Source organism: Aliivibrio friggae (assembly GCF_057368515.1).
Window position 1 is genome coordinate 984,227 of sequence record NZ_CM170649.1, and the last position, 19,675, is coordinate 1,003,901.

Sequence of the window (19,675 nt, forward strand, 5' to 3'; positions counted from 1 at the left end):
TCTTTTTATCCTCCTCAAGAGATTGTTCCTGTTTTAAAATCCCAATTTATTGAAAATCAGCGCTTAATGGCGTGTTTTGTTGTATCTGGCGTTTGGTATAAATCTAACTATTCGCTTTGTTTCTTGCTCTAACTCATTTCCCATATAATTATTTGAATACACTTGTTCTGATGGATTTAATAAATAGGGTACTAATATTGTTTATAAAAAAGCCCCCAGTTTTAAAAGCTGGGGGCTTTTTGTTTTAGTGAATGATGCTACTAGATTTTATCTAGGCTTTTCATTCATATTATTGAGGGCTAAGACCTAATTGCTCTAGTACTAGTTTAAAGTTAGCACGACGCTCTTTCACGTTATGAACTTCACCAGTAGAACACACTAAATCAGGACAACCACGGTTTACGATACCAGAAACATCATCGATAAAGTCAGTGCCTTTCATACCGCTATCAACATATTTCTTAAGCTCGTTGTGGTAGTTCCAGTTACCGTACTGACCAGACTCATCAGGGTAGGCTTGTACTGAAGTAACCCAGTAGAATAGACCTGCAATCCACTTGATTTCTTTGTTCTCTTCAGAGCTACAAATTAAGCCTGGGTTTGAACAGAAATCTAACTCAGCGTATAACGGGTTCTTTGGTGGTGCTTCAACAACAACACCATCAATTGTTTTACCAATTGTCTCAGGATCAACGTGTGAGCGGCCTAAGTAATGGTTAAGCGTACCGAAGTTTTGACGACCAGTAGTTTGAATTACACCACGGCCCCACCAACCACAACCTTCAACGTCAGCTTGGCTGCTGCCATCCCAAATAAAGCTACCTGCTTTTTGCTCTACGTATGTTTTACATGTATCACGTTCCCATACTTGCTTAGATGTATCTACAGAAGTAGGTACGTCGTTACAATGACCGCTGTTAGTCCAACGACCAACGCTACCGTTAACAAGCAAACCGCGCTCTTCAAGCACTGCATTTGGAGCAGCAAATACTGGAGCTGGAGCACCGTACCATTTAGCGTGAGTTAGTGCACTTACTTCCATTTTGTTATCACGAGGACAAGAGTAAGCGTGATCTAAACCAGAAACAGGATTTACACCGTAATCTGCATATTTTTGACCAAGTTGACCACAGCTCGCTGACATTGGGTAATCTGTTGCAGCACCGTATCTAATCTCAGCCCAGTTGTTTTCATCACATGCGTTGTAACGAATCGTTTCTTGCATACTTTGTGCTAAGAACGCAGCAATCGCTACTTTCGCGTATTTGATGTTGGTTGCATCATCAACGTTTTCATCTAGTAGCCAGAACTTGTTACCAGCAACACCAACATTATGCATTGCATTCAGACCAGTCATGAAGTCAGTCCACTTATAAACAGTAGACGGAACCCATTGTGATTCAGGTGTTTCGTACAAGAATGCGGTATTGTTCATCGTATTTTCAGCGTCAGCCAATTCACGGTTCAACGCATCAATGATAGTTAATTGACCATTTTCTGTTGATTCACCAACATAGTACAGTGGCATTTTAGCTTTTTTGTATTCTTCGATTTCAGCAGTTAAGTTTGCTGTATCTTTATCAAATACGATAGCAAATACGTTGCTGAATGCAGCTTTACGCACTTGTGGTTTGCTTGCATTATCACCCATGAAATAAGCAGAAGCTTGATCCGTAGGGATATTGTTTAACATTACAGGCGTTTTAACAAAGTCAGAAACTTGTTTAACGTACTCTAGTGCATTGTGCCATTGCTCGCTATTTAGTGCTGCTGTTGAGCTTGACTTAGTGAATGCAATGAAATCAGCTTTAGTTGCAACATCTGCTTTGAACAACTCTAGTTTGTCTAATAGATCAGCGCTGTAGTTTGATGCTTTATCCCATACAGATTGTCTGCCAGAGTGAGTATCAAATGCGAAATCACCAATGCTTAGAGACCAACCGTAGTTTGCTTCTGGTGCTAGCGTAGAGATGATTAGGTGATGCGCATTAGCCCAGCCTTTCAAGTCATTGCTAAGAGCGTTGATATCATCGATGTCAATCTTGTTGCCAGTGATGTCCATCGCTTGTGTTAGCGCTTCTTTAACCGCAATGCTGTTTGAAGATAATGCTTTATCTTGCGTTGCTTGATCAAGAACATCAGTGTTGATGATGATTGATGCAGAGCCAGCTTGTGCAGCTGCATTAATGATAGATACAAACGTGCTTGTAAGCTTACCTAAATCGGCTAAATCAGCGCTGTTGCTTGCTTCAATAGTTAGCATTGCTGGTGCCGCAGACGATGGACTAGCAACAACTAACGTGTTTGGCCAACCAGCGACTTCTAGACGAACTGGATCCATTGGGTTCGGTAGAGAAAGAAGCGGTGCTGTACCCGGTTCTGTACCATCACAATTTAGATGAAGTGCCCATGAATCATCGCTACCAGGAACAGACTTAGTCCAGTAGATCGCAGAGTAAGCGATGTTTTTATTAACCATAATGTCACCGCCAGTCGCGTGATCACCACGTGTCCAGTCAGGGTAAACATTAAAGTCTTTACATAAGTCACCTGGAGTTACAGGCGGCTCTACAGGTGGCTCAACCACATCTTCTTCAACAGTGATTTTTACACTTGCTGTAGATGAAAGATCTTGAGCATCAGTAGCGATAGCTTTCAGTGTTACGTTACCAGCTTGAGTAGGCTGAAAATCACACGCAAAAGTGTTGGTATTCGCAGCGTCAAACGAACAGATTTCTTTGTTGTTTGCAGTAACAACCAGCGTTGCTAAATCGTTATCAGCATCTGTTGCATTAACAGAGATAGCAACGCTTTCTGTTACGTTGATTGCCGAGCCGTTTGTTGGAGTAACAAACTTAACTACAGGTGCAACGAAATCTTCAGTTACTTCAGCTTCTACAACAACAGATACTGATTTTTGTTCGATTTTTTGGTTATTTTTATCGAATACAAATACGTTAATTGTCGCATTACCTTCTTTACTTGGTGTCCAAGTTTGAGAGTATTGAGTGTTGTTTTGGTTTACTGTTTTTTCAGCAAGTTTGGTGCTGTTTGCCCAAAATTCAACTTTAGCGGCTAAGTTACCATCAACGTGAGCAGTAATTGAGGTTGCTTCGTTAGCTGTTAGTACTTGGCCTGTCGTCGGAGCAAGGATCGATAGTTCAGTGATCTCAGGCTCAGGATTTACAGGTTCGTCAGAACATTCTGTTAGTGACCAGAACCAAGAACTAGCACTTGGCGTTTCCCATACACCCGGATTATTTTGCGCAATAAAACACTGGTTGTCATAAGAAACCACATCACCATTTGAAACCTGAGTTTTACCAGGAATAAATAGAATAACATCGCCTAAATCAGGATCTGGAGTTGGGTCAGGATCTGGCGTCGGATCGGGATCCGGTGTTGGCTCTGGATTAGGTTCGCCTGAGCATACTGCAGTATCCCAGAACCATGAATCTGCGGTTGGAGATTCCCATATGCCTGGGTTATTTTTGGCAACAAAACAGTCGCCATTGAAAGAAACCATCTCTCCATTTTGAACTTTTGTCTCACCTGGAACAAAAGTAACAATGTTAGACGTTAAATTTACATCAGCGGCATATAGGTATCCACTGAACATAACGCTAGTAATAGCGGCTGTTATTTTATTTATTTTTATCACTGCTTTTTCTTCTTTTTATTTATCTTATCTAGATAAATTTATTGTTATTAAAGGTGTGCGATGGGTGATGGCCTATCATTCATTCTACGTTTATACATGAGGTAGTAAGTTTGAATTCAACCCATTCAAAATTCATATACCAAAATTAAATTGATAGCTAAACTGAATTTTCGAGCATTCTAGTCAGAAGTAATCGAATGGATATAAATATTTATAAAATATGAGATCTTGCTTCTAAAATAATAATTGGTTTTAATATTAAAATATGTTAAGCGTCTGTTTTTTGACGTAAAAGTCAGTTTTTTGTTGTTATAGCAGCTAATTCTATATTGCTAATAGATAGCTAATATTTGAAATATAAGAATATTAATAACAGCTAAGGTACTATGTATTTACAAGGATAGTTTATAAAGGATTATTGTGAGCTGGATATTATTTACGTTATTGGCGGCATTTAGCCAATCATGGCGCAATGCGTTTCAAAGCCGATTAAGCAAAGAGATGAATGTGATTGGCGTGACGTTGTCACGATTCTTGTGGGCTGGTCCGTTAGCGGCGCTCTATCTGTTTGCTCTGTATAGTTATAACCCTGTCTCTATTCCTATTTTTACATCGCATTCTTATCTCTACATTATTGGTGCATCCATCATGCAAATAGTAGCGACTGGACTGATAGTGGTGTTGTTTAAGCAGAAAAATTTTGCGATTGGTGCTGGTCTTGCAAAAAGTGAAGCGCCAGTTGCCGCGTTTTTAGGCGTTCTTTTCTTTGGTACTTCATTATCACTATTAGGATGGGCAGGCGTGGCAGTTGGAGCCATTGCGGTCTTTATGTTGAGTTGTCCTGATGGACTCCGTAGTCTCTCATTAAAAACAGCATTGATTGGACTCGCCTGCAGTACTTCTTTTGCTTTAACATCACTTTGGGTAAGAGAAGCAAGTCTTACCATCGACTTGCCTTTTCCACATAGTGCAGCTTGGGTACTGTTACTCGTTATTTTGTTGCAAACCGTATTACTCGTGGGTTATATGTTAGCCAAAGACCGTAAGACATTATACACGATGTTTACCAAACCTAAATTGGTTGTTATGACTAGCATCGCAAGCTTTATTGGCTCACTTGGTTGGTTTAGCGCTATGTCTTTACAAACGGTTCCTCTTGTAAAAACGCTTGGACAAGTAGAAGTATTCTTTACCATGCTGATCTCCCTCTTTTGGTTAAAAGAGGGGATTAAACGTAAAGACATGCTTGCCCTGCTATTAATTGCAATGGCTGCAGTATTGGTTATGTGGTAGATAAGATTTTTTATCAAACACAGATGATTAATTACCCGTGATTAAAACATCCCTTTTCTTTTTAATATCTGTTGGACAAATAAAAGAGGTTGAGGTTTGGCGATAAGAAAACCTTGAATTTTATCTACACCACAATTAGCAACAAATTGAAATTCCTCCTCAGTCTCAACTCCTTCGGCAACGACCTCACAATCGGCGATATGGCCCATTTGAGCGATTAATTGATACAGTTGCTTTCCTTTTGGTGTTGATGCGCCGAGTAATAAAGAACGATCTAATTTTATCTTATCAAACGGGTATTGAAATAAATGAGGAAATGAGGCGTAACCAGTTCCAAAATCATCCATTACGATTTTTATACCATATGCTTTTAAGGTTTTTAATGTATTCAATAAATGAGCATTACCACTTAAAATAGCTTCTTCTGTAATTTCAACTTCTAACCATTGTGGCGGAACAGAAAAGTATTTTAGTCTATTAATAAAGTGTTCAGCAAAGTCGCCTTCTTCTATCGAAGCCACCGAGATATTAATCGCTACACGTTGTCCTTCTGATAGTTTCATTTTTTGCATATCAGTTAGCACTTTATCGATAACTAACTTATCGAGCATAGGCATCATATTCAATAATTGGAAATCACTAATGAATGTTGGGGGACACAGATTTCCAGCACTGTCTTGATAACGTAATAAAGCTTCAAAGGATATAGCGTTGTTTTTTGTAACAGGTTGAAGCAGTTGATAATGCATTAGAAAGCCATCTCTATGAAGCATATGAGATATACGTTTTTGAGCAGAAGAATGCTTTAAACTACTGGCTGCTGAGCTTCTAGCACTATTTAATAAACTTTGAAAAATTGATTTTTCTATCGCGGTATTAGTAATAGCCGATTTATGGTGTAGTGCATATTTTCCTGCAAACGCGAGATAAAATGGGCGATAAACAAAGATACCAATGATAATAATCATTAGTTGTAATAACGAGCCTTCAACATTATTTCCCATAGCAATGTAGCCACTGATTAGTGGTGGTGTCATCCAATCGACGATGTTCGATACCGGTGAGATGATACCTGAAAAAATAGCCATATATGTGATAAGAAAGCTGAGTATTGGTAGAGCAACGAATGGAACAATAAGCAATGGATTAAATATAATAGGTAAACCAAATAGCAGGATTTCATTGATATTGAAAAGCACCAAGGGTAAAGCCGCTAAGGCAAGCATGATGTGATTTTTTTCTTTAGAAAATAGCAGGACACATAATAATAAGCTTATGGTATTTCCTGAACCTCCCATAGACAAAAATGCATCATAGAATCCTTGATTGATGATATGTAAAGAGGCTTCTCCCGCAGTCCAATCTGCGATATTTTGTTGGGTTTCAGCATAGATAGTCTGTTTGATAGTAAACAGCATATTATGACCGTTAACGCCAATTGAGCCTAACAACCCTAGAACCGTTTGATAGATCAGCCCTCCAGAAAAGGTTAAAGGGTCGGCATTTATATTCCCAATAAGTGCAGTAAAGTAATTGATACCTTTAACCATTATTTTAGATAGGAAGAAGGCAGAGCTAATAAAGATAAAAAAATGGAGAACATGCTTGAATAGACGAGACGAAAAATCTAAAGATTGTGGTTCAAGTTGTTGTAAGTTGAAGCGGTAACAGTATAAATAAGTAATTGAAGCACTTAACAAGGCTAATAATGGATTGTTAGGAAAGCTAAATGAAGCAGATAAACTACCACTTTCTATAGATAGTAAATAGAAAAGAACCACTGAATAAATGATAAATGACGCACTACTGAATGTTGTCTTGTGGGATAAATAGTACCCAGCAATAATACAAAATGAGAGAGGGTAAATATTGATCAGTAGATTTGATAAATGGAAAAAGAGGTTCGAAGCTTCTTTAAATTCCAATAGATTTAAAGAGTGCCCTAGAAGTACGGCGAATGCATTCGAAAGTGTTAAAGGGATCAATAACAGTGCAATGGCAGATAAGTCATAAATATAAGAGTGAGAAGCAATATGACTAGTCTTAAATTTTTGATGTAATGAAGCTACAAATGTCAAAAATGCATTATTTATAAAACTTGGATTTAGGTTTGCCTTCAAATGAAATAATTCCAGTAGAAGATAACATCGTATAACTGAATCTATAAGAAATCAGTAAGCCATTGTCGATGTAATCAGTAGCCAATAAAAGAGTAAAATTCACTTATCATTATTTGTGCTTTTTTAAAAGCGGCGAATTCTTACATAGAGATTAGCAGGTTACTAGCTTTTGTTTGTGCTCTCAGTCATTTTTTTCATAAATTGTTCAGTGTGCCGCCCATACTATCTTATTGATTATTTGTATGTTTTTTTTTAAAAAAAGGCGAACCTATAGGTCCGCCATTGTTCAGCTGTATTTTTGTTCTAACTTTTCATTTTAAGTTAGCTGATTACTCTTCATAGCTCTCAATGCTTGGGCAAGAACAAATCAAGTTACGGTCGCCAAATACGTTATCTACACGGTTAACGGTAGGCCAGTATTTAGAAGCTTTTGCTTGAGTTGATGGGAAACACGCCACTTCACGAGTGTATGGGTGCTCCCACTCATTAGACATTAGGTCCACTTGAGTATGCGGTGCATTCACTAATGGATTATTGTCTAATGGCCATTCGCCTTGTTGAACTTTGTTCATCTCTTCACGAATCGCAATCATTGCATCACAGAAGCGATCAAGCTCTGCTAAGTCTTCAGATTCTGTTGGCTCAATCATTAACGTACCCGCAACTGGGAACGACATGGTTGGCGCATGGAAACCAAAATCCATTAAACGTTTTGCAATGTCTTCTTCACTAATTCCTGTTGCTTCTTTAAGTGGACGAATATCAATAATACATTCGTGCGCGATGCGACCATTTGTACCACGGTACAGAACAGGGTAGTGAGGACGTAGACGCTCCATTACATAGTTTGCATTCAGGATTGCCACTTTAGTTGCTTCAGTCAGCCCCATTTCTCCCATCATCGCAATGTATGCCCATGAGATAGGAAGAATAGAGGCACTGCCTAGATCCGCTGCAGAAACTGCGTAATCTGAACCTTGAACACCGTTTTCTGTGTGACCAGGTAGGAAAGGCGCTAGGTGAGATTTAACACCGATAGGACCCATGCCTGGACCACCGCCACCGTGTGGAATACAGAAAGTTTTGTGTAAGTTTAGGTGAGAGACATCAGAACCAATGAAACCAGGGCTTGTTAAACCAACCTGTGCGTTCATGTTGGCACCATCAAGATATACTTGACCGCCTGCTTCATGAACCATGTCGCATACTTCGCGTACTTGCTCTTCATATACACCGTGTGTAGAAGGGTAAGTGATCATGATGCTTGATAGGTTTTCTTGGTGCTTAGCGATTTTTTCAGCTAAATCGGTCATGTCGATGTTACCGTTGTCATCACATTTCACCACAACCACTTTCATTGACACCATTGATGCCGTCGCTGGGTTAGTTCCGTGCGCTGAGCTTGGAATTAGACATACATTACGTTGACCTTCACCACGGCTTTGGTGGTAACGCTGAATTGCAATTAAGCCAGCATATTCACCAGACGCACCAGAGTTAGGTTGTAGAGAGAAGTCATCATAGCCTGTGATTTCACATAGCATTGATTTTAGTGACGTTGATAGTGTGGTGTAGCCTGCTGCTTGGTTTAATGGTGCGAATGGGTGAATACCACCAAACTCAGGCCATGTTACTGGAAGCATTTCTGCTACAGCATTTAACTTCATCGTACATGAGCCAAGTGGGATCATACCGTGAGTTAATGAGAAATCTTTGTTTTCCAGTTTTTTCAAGTAACGCAGCATTTGTGTTTCGCTGTGGTGCGTGTTGAACACTGGGTGGGTTAAGAATGAAGAAGTACGACGACACGCTTCAGGGATAGCAGCAAACTCATCTGCACCGACTTCATTAGAAAGCGTATCACACTCGGCATTATCAACACCAAATACAGTTAGTAGTGCAACTAAATCAGAAACCGTGGTGGTTTCATCAAAGCTAATGCCAAGCTCAGTATCAAATTTACGTAAATTGATGCTTGCTGCTAATGCTTTGGTATAAAGAATGTCTGTCTGCTGTTCAGTTTTAACTGTCAACGTATCAAAGAAGCTCTGATGTGTTAATTCAAACCCTGCAGATTGCAATGCTTTTGCAACGATAGCCGTGAAGTGGTGTACACGACGAGCAATGGTTTTTAAGCCTTCTGGACCGTGATATACCGCGTAGAAAGAGGCCATGTTTGCAAGCAATGCTTGTGCAGTACAAATGTTTGATGTCGCTTTCTCACGACGAATGTGCTGCTCACGTGTTTGCATTGCCATACGCAGTGCTTGGTTGCCTTTTGAATCAACTGATACACCAATAATTCGGCCAGGCATTGAGCGTTTTAGCTTTTCACGTGTTGCCATGAATGCCGCGTGCGGACCGCCGTATCCCATTGGTACGCCAAAGCGCTGTGCACTACCAATCGCAATATCTGCACCCATTTCAGCAACAGGTTTAAGAAGCACAGAAGCAAGAAGATCAGTGGCAACAACAACTAAGGTTTTTTTCGCTTGAGCTTGTTCAATCAGTGTTGATAAATCTTTTACTTCACCCGTTGTGCCAGGGTATTGAAGTAGAGCACCAAACACATCATGTGAATCTAAGTTTGAGTCAGTATCAACAACAACGTCAAAACCGATGAATTCGGCACGAGTCTTAATCACCGCTAGTGTTTGTGGGTGAACATCGTCTGCCACAAAGAAGGTGTTACTCTTGCTCTTTCCTCCGCGTTTACATAGCGTCATTGCTTCTGCTGCTGCGGTAGCTTCATCAAGCAAAGAGGCGTTCGCGATGTCAAGACCGGTTAAATCCATTACCATTTGTTGGTAGTTTAGTAGAGCTTCTAAACGACCTTGAGATATCTCAGGTTGGTAAGGCGTATATGCGGTATACCAGCCTGGATTTTCTAATACATTACGCAAAATCACATTCGGTGTATGTGTATTGTAATAACCTTGGCCGATGTAGCTTGTATTGAGCGTGTTTTGTTGAGCGATCTGTTTTAACTCAGCAAGCATGGCATTTTCAGAAAGGCCGTGAGGTAACTGCATTGGCTGAGGTAAACGAATTGAGCTTGGTACGGTTTCTTCGATTAATTTTTCTAGTGTTTCAGCGCCAACCGTATTGAGCATATGTTGATGCTGTGAAGAAGCGGGACCATTGTGGCGACGAATAAATTCGTTATCCGTACCTAATTGTTGAAGAAGCTGACTCATGATCTTAATCCTTTAAATTATTTTTATTCTTCTTCGATGCTTTCAAGGTATTGATCGCCAGGAATTAGGCTTTCTAATTGACCTTCATCAGACAGTTTAATTTTAGCAATCCAACCACCTTCATACGGTTCTTCGTTAACAAGCTCTGGGCTGTCTTCAAGTTCTTCATTAATTTCAACAATCACACCAGAAACAGGTGCGTAGATGTCTGAAGCTGCTTTAACAGATTCAACCAAAGAGAAGTTTTCTTCTGCTGTTACTTCGTCGTCTACCTCTGGTAAGTCAACAAATACAACATCACCAAGCAGGCCTTGAGCGTGGTTTGAGATACCAACCGTTACAGTGCCGTCGCCATTTTCACGTACCCATTCGTGGCTTGCTGTAAATTTAAGATCTTTTTCCATGATACTTCTCCAGTGTGAATTGTTTTTTAGCAAATGCTTTTAGCCATATGCTTTCAGCAAATTAGTATTAAACGAAATTATATTAGTCGAACTCAGGAAGGTGTTATCTGTATTAATAACGACCATCGCATTACATTAGCTAAACATACAAGTGTGAAATGCAACATTCAACCATCGAGTTTCCAATAAGAAACTTTGTTTCCCATTTTGCTACCTAGCGCACTCTTTCAGCATTCTTGTTGCTTTTTATCTCGCAATTTTCCGCCGATAAGATGAGTATTACAGAGGTTGATTGAATACTTAATGAGCAAGGAGCGTCGTTTGAGTAAGCCTCAAAATGCAATGGCAGAAGCAAAAATCGTCAAAATAGAGAAAAATAACGAAGAGCAACCGATTGCTCCGCTTGATCTTGGAAAAAGATTAAAAGACATCCGTATTCAACTTGGACTCACTCTTGAAGAGGCAAGTAAGCGCACGGGTCTTGCGCGTTCAACGCTTTCAAAAATAGAAAACGAACAGATCTCACCCACATTTCAAGCATTACAAAAACTCGCAAGTGGGTTGGATATCGCCATACCTCAAATATTTGAGCCGCCGAAACAAAAAGGGGCGGTAGGGCGTCGAGATATTACGCTTTCGCAACAAGGTAAGCCTCACCCAACGGCTACATATGAGCATGAATTGTTAGCAACTCAATTGTCCAATAAAAGGATGATGCCATTTAAGAGCCGTATTCGTGCGAGAGACTTTGATGCTTATGCTGAATGGGTGCGTCATGACGGAGAAGAATTTTTATTGGTTCTAGAAGGTAAAGTCTGTTTTTACAGCGAATTCTACGAGCCGGTTAATTTAGCAATAGGGGACAGTGTTTATTACGATGCAAGTATGGGACACGTACTTATATCGATTAGTGAGGAAGACGCTCATATCCTCTGGGTTACAGCAAAGTAATGCGTAGCTGAAAACACAATCCACTATTTTATTAGAAACCTATCCCAAGAATAACCGACACACTTAGCCAATATCAGGCAAATGGAGAAAGAAGAATGTCAGAACAACTAAACAAAACCGCTCTTTTTGATATGCATGTCGCTGCTGGCGCAAAAATGGTGCCATTTGCAGGTTATGATATGCCTGTTCAGTACCCATTAGGCGTAAAAAAAGAACACCTTCACACACGTGATGCTGCTGGTCTGTTTGATGTATCGCACATGGGACAACTTCGATTAAAAGGTGATGGGGCAGCTGCTGCACTAGAAGCACTAGTACCTGTTGATATTATTGATCTTCCTTCTCAGAAACAACGTTATGCATTCTTCACTAATGATGCGGGCGGTATTATGGATGACTTGATGGTGGCTAATTTTGGCGATCACCTGTTTGTTGTTGTGAATGCCGCATGTAAAGAACAAGATATTGCGCATCTACAAGCAAACCTTCCTGAAGGTGTTGAGCTTGAAGTGATTGAAGACCGCGCTTTATTGGCATTACAAGGCCCTCAAGCGGCAGATGTATTATCACGACTTCAACCGTCAGTGGCTTCTATGCTGTTTATGGATACGGCTGTTATTGAGATCAATGGCATCGAGTGTTACATCAGCCGCTCTGGTTACACAGGTGAAGATGGCTACGAAATCTCAGTGCCAAATGATAAAGCCGCAGAGCTTGCAGACGCCTTAACGTCTTTTGAAGAAGTAGAGTGGATCGGCCTTGGTGCACGTGATTCACTGCGTCTTGAGTGTGGTTTATGTTTATACGGTCATGATTTAGATACAACAACGACGCCAGTAGAAGCAAGCTTACTGTGGGGTATCAGCAAAAATCGCCGTGCAGACGGTGAGCGTGCAGGTGGGTTCCCAGGTGCAGATATCATCTTAAAGCAAATCGAAACGAAAGATGTGAATCGTAAACGAGTTGGTTTAGTTGGTCAAAGTAAAGCGCCAGTGCGTGAAGGGTGTAAGTTATTTGATGCTGCTGATAATGAAATTGGTGTGGTGACGTCTGGTACGGCAGGCCCGACAGCGGGTAAGCCCGTATCTATGGGTTATGTCAGAACGGACCTTGCAGTTATTGGAACAGAAGTGTTCGCTGAAGTTCGTGGTAAAAAACTCGCAATGACAGTAGAAAAAATGCCATTCGTACCGCAACGTTATTACAGAGGTTAATTTATTAGAGTTAGAAGCTCATAATAACGGCAATAGAAATGAATGAATAAGGCAAAAAGAGTATATAACTATGCTCTTTTTTTGGTTATGAAAAAAGTGAAGGTGAGGATTTCTCGCTATAAAGTATAAGCTAGGTCAGATTTTTGAAATTAATTGCACACTGTGCATATTGTATTATCTGTTTGAATTTAAATGATTTACTAGTACTCAGCGAACGTGTGTATGCTCGGAAAGTATTTGCAAAAAAACGTGACCTGTAACACAATTATAAACATGGCACTTAAGCATTGTTTTTACGATTAGATATCAAATAAGGTTTCTCTATGAAGGTTGTCGATTTTCTAAAGCATAAGCGTGAATATCTGGCGAAACATCCGTTTGAATTAAAAGACTGGATGTCACCAACCATTAAAGATTACTGGATTGAATTTTTAAATAAAGCCAACAACATTCACATTATTTCGTGGGTTAAAGAACACAAACGTACTGCTAATGGACAGCAAAACGAGGTTGTTCAACCTGAGCCAATTGAAATGAACTTAGATACTCAAGCTGTATTTGAAGAATTAACCGCTCGATTGGGCGAAGAAATCCACATTGGCGATTGGGCAATGATGGATCAAGAACGCATTAATAGTTTTGGTGCAGTGACAGAAGATATGCAATGGATCCATACTGATCCAGAAAGAGCTTCAGCGGAATCTCCGTTTAAAACGCCGATTGCCCATGGGTTCTTAACACTGTCTATGTTGTCAAAACTGACGGATAACGTGGGAAGTGATAACTTGCTTTTCCCTACGGCTAAAATGACAGTGAATTACGGCTTGAATAAAGTTCGTTTTCCATACCCTGTTAAAGCTGGAAAGCGTATTCGCGCAAGAAGCACACTAATGTCGGTAACACCGATTAAGCGTGGCTTAGAAATTGAAACAGAAGTTAAAGTTGAAATCGAAAAATGTCGCCGCCCAGGTTGTGTTGCTGTTTCAGTAATACGTTTATACTTTTAGGCCTTTTTGATTACACCAATCTTATTGAAGTTGATAGCTAACATTAGTGTTGAACGCAGTAAGATATAAAAAAACCGCGTTAACCTAATAAGGTAACGCGGTTTTTTGTGTCTGCAATTCTATTTATTACAGTTGGTATAACTAGGCAACTTGTCGATCGTTATGATTAGCACCACGTAGCATAGCTTGCACTAGCTCAGTTGCTTCAAACTTAGTTAACGCCTCATGAGCACCAACTTGATGTGCCTGCTCAACACAGATCTCACTTGAGAGCGAGGTATGAAGGATCACATACGCATCTTTCAATCTTGTATCGTTCTGAATTTCAAATGCCAATTCATAGCCGTCTAAACCGGGCATCTCAATATCACTGACCACAATATTATATGGGTGACCTTCATCAGAGGCTTGTTTTAGCATTTCATAGGCATCTAATCCGTTTGTAGCTACTTGATAAGGGATATTAATACTGTCTAAAGCCGTTGAAAGTTGTTTACGCGCTACAAAAGAATCATCAACTAATAGAATGTTAAGAGGTTTTAATTTCTCTCTTTCTACATCAGATAATATAGGGTACAAGTTAGAGGTATCTTCTGGATAGATTTTTGATAATAGAAGCTCAACATCAAGCAGTTGAACAATATTATCTTCAAAGCGGGTGATCCCAGTAACAAAGACATTAGAGCCCGCTGTTTCTGGTGATGGCTCAATGGCTTTCCAATCACACTCAATGATTTTATCTATGGCTCTTACCGCAAATCCAACAACGGTACGCATGCAATCGGTAATGATGATATAGCAGTCTTTTAACTCATCTTTATGAAGGGCTCTAAAGCCAACAGCTGCAGACATATCAATAATTGGAATCGCCATATCACGAATGGTTGCAGTCCCTAATACGTGGTGATGAGAGTAGGGAATAGAAGTCAATGCTTGAAAAGGTACGATCTCACGAACCTTCAACGTGCCGATGGCAAAACGCTGAGTCAGTGTGAGTTTAAATAGCAGCATACCTTGCGATTGGTTCGCTTTGCTTTTCATAAGTAAATGGCCTTCTGAAAAATAATTATTTTTATAAACTTGATTGTAGTTTTTTTGAGACGGTTTTTAAAGGTGAGACTATCAATTGATGATGAATAAACGATATAATTAAGCTTAATTTATCTAGAATCATTTTGAGGTATTCATGGCTAGCACTGCAGCTGCGCTACACATTCTTGTTAAACATAAAGAACAAGCAGAAGACATTATTCAACAGCTTAAAAAAGGCGCTAAATTTCACGTATTAGCGAAAAAATACTCTAGCTGTCCTTCTGGTAAAAAAGGCGGCGATTTAGGTGAATTCAAGAAAGGCCAAATGGTACCGCAGTTTGATAAAGTGTGCTTTAGTGGTGAAACACTTGTCCCACACCTAGTGAAAACTAAATTTGGCTGGCATGTCGTTAAGGTTCTTTATCGCACATAAGCAATAGCCTTTTCGAGATAATAAAAATCCGACCTATAATGTCGGATTTTTATTATCTGTTCAACGTAAGCTTGAGAAAATTAACGTTCCCAGTACGCTTCCTCTAAACAATCTTCACGCTCAGGCATTGATTTCGACAAACGTGGAGAGTGCTGAGTTAGTACCTCGTAGCTTGCACGGTTTGAGTACTTACAAATTTGAGAGAAAGAAGAGTAAGTTAAATAATCAGCATCGTGTTTGCTTGAGTTTGGCACATTCTCTTTATGGTAGTAGTTAGCGGCCATATCATGAAGAAGAGCAGATAATGCCGCATCACCAGCGCCATTGGTATTTTTAATCTCCATTGGACCACCCATGTAAGGGGCAATGTGAGAAGATACTTTAATTGGCTTAGTACATTGTGCTTTCATCATTGGGCGACTGTATTCAAAACGATTGAATTCAGGGATGTTACCAGGAAGAAGTGGCTTATCAGTTTCGCGTTTAATACTTTCTTCTGTGAAACCAGCCATGTACAAACCAACAGGACCAGCAGTACAAAGCACTAAATCTACCCACTCTAGCGCTTTATCTGCTGCTAGTAGGGGATCTTTCTCGCCAGTAAGGGCTTCTGCTTCTTCTTCGTTCATTGCAACAACAGTCACATTTTCTTTTAAGAACGTTTGCCACCATTCTGCTTTGCCTTCAATAACGTACTTAGTGCCTAAAGTAAGAACAACAGGGACGTTATGAGATTTTGCACAATCAATCGCTTTTTGAACCGCGTCCATCATTGGATCGCCTTCTTTACCACGAACAAGGTAAGAAGAAATCACTAATGCAGAGGCTTTTTCAAAAATATGCTCAGGAACGTGAGCAGGACATAGTTGGTTCATGTCACCTTCATTAATCGCAAACGTACGCTCGCCATCTTCAGAAATTAAGGTGTAACAACGACCAATAGGGCCTTGAACTGGTTGTAGGTGATCTAAATCCATACGGCTTGTTGTGTTACATAGGTAACGATAAGCGTAAGAACCGATTTTGATATTTTCACTCATTACACCAAGCAGAATAGACTTGCTGTCTGCTAGAACAGAGTAGTTATGAAGGGTGTTACCAATGGTATCGCCAGGATACTCATGACTGATCAAGTTTCTTTCAAACAGTTCTTTATATAAAGCTTCTGCTTTTGATTCTTCAAGAACCAAAGAATGACCTTTACTTAACTGGTGACGCGCTAAGAAATCATCATCAACTTTTGCTTCAATATCGACGATGGTTTGACCTACACCGATAAGGTGGGTGCGTTCAAGTTTAGGGGTTTGTTTGATTTGATTCACTAATGGATCGCGAGTGTGAACAGGAAAATAGTGTTTAGACTTACGTTGGCCAGGAAACTTCATGAATTAAAGATCAGTTAATAAGTGAATTTTCCGAGATTATATCACAAGTTTTTTCATTAACATTCATCAATCGATTAAATAATTGTGGACTAGGTCACTTTATTTTTTTTGGTGAAATAGCAAACGTTTACTTTAGGAGAGAAAATAAGAAAACAATCCAGAATGAAGGCCCGTATAAGGTGTGGGTGGAATGCTAATTTATAGAGGTATATGCTAGATATGATGTTTTTATGGTTGGATTATTCTGAAAGTTATGTTTTGTTTGCAGATTTATCAATAGTATCACAAAAAAAAATGAATTATCAGACTTGCAGAATTAGTTTCCGGCCCTATAATACTGAAAACCGGAGCGCCTGCCAGCGCCCCGGTTTTTTTGTGCCTGCTATCTTGGTTTGTTAACTGCCTTCTGCCAAAGGCAACAAGAGATAGTAGAGCCATTATCGATAATACGAGGAATTTATCATGCGTATCGAACAAGAATTAAAGTTAGGCTTCAAAGATGTACTGTTTCGTCCTAAGCGTTCAACACTGAAAAGTCGCTCTCAAGTCGAATTAACCCGCGAGTTTACATTTAAGCACAGCGGTCGTCAATGGTCTGGTACACCTGTAATTGCAGCTAATATGGATTCTGTTGGTAGCTTTGCTATGGCAAAAGCACTTTCTGAGCACGGTGTAATGACTGCGATTCATAAGCACTACACAGTTGAAGACTGGGCTGGCTTTGTTAAAGAGAACGATGTATCTGTTCTTAAAAACGCAATGGTTTCTACTGGTACTTCTGAAGCGGATTTCCAAAAAACAAAAGACATCATGGCATTAACAGATGACTTGATCTTTATTTGTGTTGATATCGCAAACGGTTACTCTGAGCATTTAGTTCAATACGTAGAAAAAGTACGTGCTGAATTCCCAGATAAAGTGATCTCTGCTGGTAATGTTGTTACAGGCGATATGGTTGAAGAACTTATCCTAGCTGGTGCAGATATCGTTAAAGTAGGTATCGGCCCAGGTTCTGTATGTACTACACGTGTTAAAACTGGTGTTGGTTACCCACAACTTTCTGCAATCATTGAATGTGCTGACGCAGCGCACGGCCTTGGTGGTCGTATCATTGGTGACGGCGGTTGTTCATGTGCTGGTGACGTTTCTAAAGCGTTCGGCGGCGGTGCTGATTTCGTAATGTTAGGCGGTATGCTTGCTGGTCACGAAGAGTCGGGCGGTGAAGTTATCGAGCAAGACGGTAAGCAATTCATGAAATTCTATGGAATGTCTTCACAAAGCGCGATGGACAAACACTCAGGTGGTGTTGCTAAGTACCGTGCAGCGGAAGGAAAAACCGTACTATTACCATACCGTGGTTCAGTTCATACAACGATTTCTGACATCCTTGGCGGTGTACGTTCAACTTGTACATACGTAGGCGCGGCGCAGCTTAAAGAGCTAACTAAGCGTACTACTTTCATCCGAGTACAAGAGCAAGAGAACAACGTTTTCGGTAAAGAGTAATCACTCGATACTTCGGAAATAACGAATAATGAAAGGTCGCATTTAGCGGCCTTTTTTTTGGCCTAAAAATGGCTAATGACTACAAAATGACTACGCAGATCCAAGTTTTTATTTTCCACATTATTCAAATGTGAGTAATTATGCATATTTACTGAGTTACTTAAAAGTAGCTTAAAGGTTTTTTTGTGATCGAACGGATTATAGTATTTTTTAAACAACTGACCTGAGATTCACTTAGTTCGCTCTTGCAAGAATACGATAAATTTATGCGAAAATTGCAGTAGTAATAAAGAAGGAACACTGAGAGTATATTTGTTATAAGATTTTAGGAACTGATATTTAAATGATTAATAAATTGCCTCGTAAATACTTGAGAAATAGATCTCTTTTTTTTAATATTTCTTCGATTTTTACTAAACTTTGAAACAATTAAGGCGTTGTTAGTACCTTCGATAGCATAAATAATGCTCTTTTTAAGACGTAAATGAGCATAATCTAATGAGATCTTTACAGAAACTAGTTTGTTTTATACTTGTACTTATTGCACCAACTGCCGCTGCATTAGATAATAAACAAGTAATTAACATCATTGAGTCCGATACTCCCCCTGTTGGTGTAGTTTTTGAAGTTATGGAGTGGGAAGATGGAAATTTTGAAGAAGTGCTTAAAACTATTGAGCGTTATTCAGAAGAATTAAAATATCGACACCCAAATATTGATTTTGCTGTAGTGAGTCATGGAGCGGAACAATTTTCTTTGTTAAAAGAAAATGAACAATCAAAAGGAAATATTCATGCGCTCACTCAATCACTTGTCGATGATGGTATTTCCGTAGAGGTATGCGCAACTCATGCATCTTGGAGAGGGAATGAAAAGGATGATTTTGCAGAGCATATAAAGGTTGTGGATAGAGCCCCTGTAATGATTAGAGAGTATCAGAGTAGAGGTTACATCTTAATTAGATTATAAATTAACTCGAATTAATGTTGCTGATGAAATGTAATTGAATAAATATTAGCGATATTGTCCTAAAAAATGGTTAATATCCATTTCGTTCTAAGTTTTTTATTTGGTTTTAAGCGAATTTTTTAGTTATTATTTAATAGTAAATAGAGGGCTGCTTGTTGCGTGCGGCCCTGTTTTATCTAAAAAATAACTGGATGGGGATGTTAATTATGATAGTACCTTTCACCATCAATGACCCAACTTGAAATAACGTTTGAATCTCTTATTTCAACTTTAATTTCTGTCATGTTGCGTGCTCCTTTGCCCAACAATTCAGAATAAAGTTCTTCAGCTTCTCTTTCTGCTGTCGCTTGACCTGACACACCTAGCTCTTTTGGTACGTTGTATACAAATTCAGGTTTCATGGCAATCCTTCTCCTTTTAGATTAATTCTTCTAAACCCTAGCATAAATTTTTTTATAGTAAATAAACTGATCTCTCAGAAATTAAATGACAAGGTAGTAATT

At 39.4% G+C, this 19,675-nt stretch carries 14 protein-coding genes; 7 read left to right on the forward strand and 7 right to left on the reverse strand.

From position 1 onward, the window contains the following. Positions 1-289: 289 nt before the first annotated feature. The gene (locus tag AC2INI_RS17885; protein WP_486305894.1) at positions 290-3,661 is read right to left on the reverse strand and encodes an Ig-like domain-containing protein; all 3,372 of its coding nucleotides are present in this window, start codon (positions 3,659-3,661) and stop codon (positions 290-292) included. Positions 3,662-4,081: 420 nt separating this feature from the next. Here AC2INI_RS17885 and AC2INI_RS17890 point away from each other — a divergent pair, with 420 nt between their 5' ends. Next, a complete protein-coding gene (locus AC2INI_RS17890; RefSeq protein WP_486305895.1) occupies positions 4,082-4,954 on the forward strand; it encodes a multidrug transporter in 873 nt (290 codons plus the stop codon). Between the two features lie 41 nt (positions 4,955-4,995). Here AC2INI_RS17890 and AC2INI_RS17895 read toward each other — a convergent pair whose 3' ends face one another. From AC2INI_RS17895 to gcvH, 3 genes are all read right to left on the reverse strand, one after another. Further along, positions 4,996-7,032 carry an EAL domain-containing protein gene (locus tag AC2INI_RS17895; RefSeq protein ID WP_486305896.1) on the reverse strand — a complete coding sequence of 679 codons (2,037 nt, stop codon included), beginning with the start codon at positions 7,030-7,032 and terminating at the stop codon, positions 4,996-4,998. Between the two features lie 371 nt (positions 7,033-7,403). Beyond that, on the reverse strand, positions 7,404-10,271 hold the full coding sequence (gene gcvP, locus AC2INI_RS17900; protein WP_486305897.1) for an aminomethyl-transferring glycine dehydrogenase: 2,868 nt from the start codon (positions 10,269-10,271) through the stop codon (positions 7,404-7,406). A gap of 23 nt (positions 10,272-10,294) precedes the next feature. Beyond that, complete coding sequence (gene gcvH, locus AC2INI_RS17905; RefSeq protein ID WP_122032771.1) at positions 10,295-10,675, reverse strand: glycine cleavage system protein GcvH; 381 nt, start codon at positions 10,673-10,675, stop codon at positions 10,295-10,297. Positions 10,676-11,017: 342 nt separating this feature from the next. Between gcvH and AC2INI_RS17910 the strand changes: the two genes are divergently transcribed. The 3 genes from AC2INI_RS17910 to AC2INI_RS17920 all read left to right on the forward strand — a co-directional run bounded on the left by AC2INI_RS17910 (position 11,018) and on the right by AC2INI_RS17920 (position 13,847). Continuing rightward, positions 11,018-11,626 (forward strand): helix-turn-helix domain-containing protein, encoded by a 609-nt coding sequence (locus tag AC2INI_RS17910; RefSeq protein WP_486306464.1) that lies wholly within the window; start codon positions 11,018-11,020, stop codon positions 11,624-11,626. A 95-nt stretch (positions 11,627-11,721) separates the two neighbouring features. Continuing rightward, complete coding sequence (gene gcvT / locus AC2INI_RS17915; protein WP_446701661.1) at positions 11,722-12,840, forward strand: glycine cleavage system aminomethyltransferase GcvT; 1,119 nt, start codon at positions 11,722-11,724, stop codon at positions 12,838-12,840. A 323-nt stretch (positions 12,841-13,163) separates the two neighbouring features. Further along, complete coding sequence (locus AC2INI_RS17920) at positions 13,164-13,847, forward strand: MaoC family dehydratase (protein ID WP_122032774.1); 684 nt, start codon at positions 13,164-13,166, stop codon at positions 13,845-13,847. Between the two features lie 141 nt (positions 13,848-13,988). On the opposite strand, the gene AC2INI_RS17925 is transcribed toward AC2INI_RS17920, so the two are convergent. Beyond that, positions 13,989-14,888: a chemotaxis protein gene (locus AC2INI_RS17925; protein ID WP_122032775.1), complete on the reverse strand. Its 900-nt coding sequence runs from the start codon at positions 14,886-14,888 to the stop codon at positions 13,989-13,991. 145 nt (positions 14,889-15,033) lie between these two features. Here AC2INI_RS17925 and AC2INI_RS17930 point away from each other — a divergent pair, with 145 nt between their 5' ends. After that, positions 15,034-15,312 carry a peptidylprolyl isomerase gene (locus AC2INI_RS17930; RefSeq protein WP_045103769.1) on the forward strand — a complete coding sequence of 93 codons (279 nt, stop codon included), beginning with the start codon at positions 15,034-15,036 and terminating at the stop codon, positions 15,310-15,312. An 80-nt stretch (positions 15,313-15,392) separates the two neighbouring features. On the opposite strand, the gene AC2INI_RS17935 is transcribed toward AC2INI_RS17930, so the two are convergent. Continuing rightward, positions 15,393-16,697, reverse strand: coding sequence for an inosine/guanosine kinase (locus AC2INI_RS17935; protein ID WP_122032776.1), 1,305 nt, complete (start codon positions 16,695-16,697; stop codon positions 15,393-15,395). A gap of 462 nt (positions 16,698-17,159) precedes the next feature. On the opposite strand from AC2INI_RS17935, the gene AC2INI_RS17940 reads away from it, so the two are divergent. Together AC2INI_RS17940 and AC2INI_RS17945 are read left to right on the forward strand one after the other, a co-directional pair. Continuing rightward, positions 17,160-18,203, forward strand: a complete 1,044-nt coding sequence (locus AC2INI_RS17940; protein ID WP_486305898.1) for a GMP reductase — start codon at positions 17,160-17,162, stop codon at positions 18,201-18,203. 498 nt (positions 18,204-18,701) lie between these two features. Beyond that, positions 18,702-19,172, forward strand: coding sequence for a DsrE family protein (locus AC2INI_RS17945; protein ID WP_486305899.1), 471 nt, complete (start codon positions 18,702-18,704; stop codon positions 19,170-19,172). A gap of 200 nt (positions 19,173-19,372) precedes the next feature. On the opposite strand, the gene AC2INI_RS17950 is transcribed toward AC2INI_RS17945, so the two are convergent. Then, the gene (locus AC2INI_RS17950; RefSeq protein WP_122032779.1) at positions 19,373-19,573 is read right to left on the reverse strand and encodes a hypothetical protein; all 201 of its coding nucleotides are present in this window, start codon (positions 19,571-19,573) and stop codon (positions 19,373-19,375) included. Positions 19,574-19,675: the final 102 nt, after the last annotated feature.